General features: G+C 39.7%; 2 protein-coding genes. One reads left to right on the forward strand and one right to left on the reverse strand.

Features of this window, described 5'->3' with window-relative positions; genetic code table 11:
• The first annotated feature begins 632 nt into the window (after window positions 1-632).
• Window positions 633-2,963, forward strand: coding sequence for a hypothetical protein (locus tag ODQ17_RS18920; protein ID WP_322905590.1), 2,331 nt, complete (start codon window positions 633-635; stop codon window positions 2,961-2,963).
• A 70-nt stretch (window positions 2,964-3,033) separates the two neighbouring features.
• On the opposite strand, the gene ODQ17_RS18925 is transcribed toward ODQ17_RS18920, so the two are convergent.
• Window positions 3,034-3,627: an HAD-IB family hydrolase gene (locus ODQ17_RS18925; protein ID WP_005301324.1), complete on the reverse strand. Its 594-nt coding sequence runs from the start codon at window positions 3,625-3,627 to the stop codon at window positions 3,034-3,036.
• Between the last annotated feature and the right edge of the window lie 160 nt (window positions 3,628-3,787).

Genomic DNA, 3,787 nt, shown 5'->3' on the forward strand with positions numbered 1-3,787 from the left:
CCCGACCCCTTAGTTCGTAGCCAAGTGCTCTATCCAGCTGAGCTATGAGCGCGTACTTGATGTTGCGCATTATACGCATTTTTTAAGGCTTAGGAAGCCTTTTTTCATCTTTCTGTCATCAACCGTCTAGTTCTTAGCCACACCCCTCTTTTACATAAAATAGGAGCTAAAATTATTGAAGACTTTCTTACCTAAGATGTATTTGAAATATTTTTTTTCAAATAAGTTTTATAGACTTTTTGACGTATTTCGCCATATATCTAAAAGTTAAAGTCGACCATTTCACTCAACATTATAGAAATAATATATTTCTAGCTAAGCCCTAACATTATAGACCCAAGTAAAATTTAGCTAATATACTGCTTCAAATAAGTGGAAATATAAGAAAAAATATAATTAATTAAAAAAATATTATATAAAAACCATTATTATTTTTACGTCTAAATTAAATGAATTATTATTTCTTTAAATATTATTTAATATTAAAAAATGTGACTAAAAATACACATTGACAGCTTTTGATATCTAACCAATACTAAATTCCAATTATTGAGATATACATCTCATTAATTATGTAGCGCAATAAATAATACTTACTTAAAAATACATAATTATATAGGAAATAGACCAACATGTTTTTACTAAAAAATCTCGTATCTTCGATCTCAAAAGTTACTCAAGACTTGGGTAATGTTGTATCGGTAAATACCACTGTAAACACGGGTTCTTCTGTTGATGCACACGTTTCAACATCAGGCTTACTTTCAAATGTTATTTCTACAGTAACTAATACAGTTACGCATACAGCAACAGGCTTAGTTTCTGATGTGGTTGGCACTGTAACCGGTACTGTCGGTTCTACAAATCCATTAGAAACAGTAACCAATGTTGTGGGTGGTGTAACTGGTGGCTTGATTGGAGGCGTATCTGGTGGCAACCCTCTTGAAGTAGTCACTGGTGTTATCGGTGGCGTAACAGGTGGTGTGACCGGCGGAACATCACCAATTTCCCCAGTCATTGATGTCGTTCAAGGTGGTATCGATATTCTTCAGGGTGTCGAAAGTCTAAAAACAGAAATTATCAACACTGGCATTGAAACTGTTGCTGGAACAATCATTGGAGTACTCCCACAAACTGAACATCCTGTTTCTGAAATTGCAGACCTTGGTACCTTAACTTTTGAAACTTCTCGCGACACGGTAAACGGTGCTCTTGAAGTTGTTTCTGATTTAGTAGGTGGAGATATCTCAGGCGCAACTGCATCAGCAACTGGAATTGTTGAAACACTTATCAACAATGGTACAACTGCTGCAGGTATTGTCACTGGTGTAGTTGGAAGTGTTACTGATGTAGTGGGTGGCGTAACTGGTGGCGTTGGTGGTAATCCGCTTGAAGTTGTAACTGACATCATCGGTGGTGTAACAGGCGGCGTTGGTGGTAACCCACTTGAAGTCGTGACTGATATCATCGGCGGCGTAACAGGCGGCGTTGGTGGTAACCCTCTTGAAGTTGTAACCGACATCATCGGCGGCGTAACGGGCGGTATCGGTGGCGGCGCATCTCCAATTTCTCCAGTGATTGACGTAGTTCAAGGTGGTATCGATATTCTTCAAGGCGTTGAAAGCCTAAAAACTGAAATTATTAATACAGGTATCGACACTGTTGCCGACACAATCATTGGCATCCTTCCACAAACTGAACATCCTGTTTCTGAAATTGCTGACCTCGGCACATTAACTTTCGAAACTTCTCGCGACACAGTAAATGGTGCTCTTGAAGTTGTTTCTGATTTAGTTGGCGGAGATATCCAAGGTGCAACTGAATCAGCAACTGGTATTCTGGGTACACTTATCAATAATGGTACAACTGCTGCTGGTATTATCACTGGTGTTGTAGGAAGTGTTACAGATGTAGTGGGCGGCGTAACAGGTGGTGTTGGCGGTAACCCTCTTGAAGTTGTGACTGACATCATCGGCGGCGTAACAGGCGGCGTTGGCGGTAATCCTCTTGAAGTCGTAACTGACATCATCGGTGGCGTAACGGGTGGAGCTGGCGGGAACCCGCTTGAAGTTGTGACTGACATCATCGGTGGTGTAACAGGTGGAGCTGGTGGTAACCCTCTTGAAGTTGTGACTGACATCATCGGCGGTGTAACAGGTGGCGTTGGCGGTAATCCTCTTGAAGTTGTGACTGACATTATCGGCGGCGTAACAGGTGGTATTGGTGGCGGCACATCTCCAATCTCTCCAGTGATCGACGTAGTTCAAGGCGGTATCGATATTCTTCAAGGCGTTGAAAGCCTAAAAACTGAAATTATCAACACTGGTATTGATACCGTAGCGGATACGATTATCGGTATTCTTCCACAAGTAGAACATCCTGTTTCTGAAATTGCTGACCTCGGCACACTAACTTTTGAAACTTCTCGCGACACAGTAAATGGTGCTCTTGAAGTTGTATCTGACTTAGTTGGCGGAGATATCCAAGGTGCAACTGAATCAGCGACTGGTATTATCGGTACACTTATTACTAATGGCTCTACTGCAACTGGTTTATTAACAGAAATCCTTGGCGGTGTAACAGGCACTATTGGTGGAGTTACTGGTGGTGATAGCCCTCTTGGCGTAGTAACTGATCTTCTTGGAGGTTTAACTGGTAGTGTTAGCGGTGATAGTCCACTCGGTGTAGTGACTGACCTTCTAGGTGGTTTAACTGGTGGAGTCACTGGTGGCACAGAAAACCCTATTGGTATCGTAACGGATATCGTGGGTAGCTTAACTGGTGGGGTAACTGGTCAAGGTGGCTTAGATGTGATTTCTAATTTACTTGGTGGATTAACAAGTGGCAGCCTACTCGGTGGAGTAACGTCTACAGTAACTAGCGTAACCAATACAACGCATACTATCGTACCTCAGTCATTACTTACTGATAACTTCTTAGATAATTCTTTCCATACTGTTTAATATCATTAAAAGAAAGCCACTTTTATAAGTGGCTTTCTGATTTAATATAGTTTCAAATATTAATTTAATACTAATCAATCTCTTGCCATCTATAATACTTTTTATGTGCTAATTCCAACATTGCATAATCATTAGGAGTATCACCATAAGCATATATGGTCGGGTATTGGCTTAAATCATATTTATTTTTTATTCTATTTACTTTTTCCAAATAACCACAATCACCATCAATAAAATGGCCTGTTAAAATACCATTATGTGTTTCAAGTTGGTTGCATATAACATCTAAACCTAGAGAATGACACCAACTTTCTAAATAAACGCCTAATGATGCAGATACAACAACAATTTGATCACCTTGTTGTTTATGCCAGAGAATACGCTCCAAAGCATTTTCACGAACACATGTAGGAAGTACCTTTTTAGCAAACTCTTGCCCCATATCTTTTAGGGAGTTCGCGTCATAACCCACATATCCTACTTGGCAGAGCTTAGTTCGAATGGTTTTATCCGTTACCCAACCAAGTTTATAGCCAGCTATATAGGGTGCAAGCCGAATACCACCGACGAGTTGTGTTTTTCTATCTAAAGAAAATTTAAGAAACAAGCTGAATGTGTCGTTATGAGTGATGGTGCCATCAAAATCAAATAAAGCTAGGTTCATTTATGATTATCTCTAATATAATTAAAAAGTTATAAATTTAGATTTATTAAAATTACTAAAAAATAAGCACAAAAAAACCGCTATAAAAGCGGTTAATTCTTCAAGTTGGTGCGCTCAGAGAGATTCGAACTCCCGACCCCTTAGTTCGTAGCCAAGTGCT

The sequence above is a fragment of the Acinetobacter sp. IRS14 genome, assembly GCF_034650275.1.
Taxonomy (GTDB): domain Bacteria; phylum Pseudomonadota; class Gammaproteobacteria; order Pseudomonadales; family Moraxellaceae; genus Acinetobacter; species Acinetobacter oleivorans.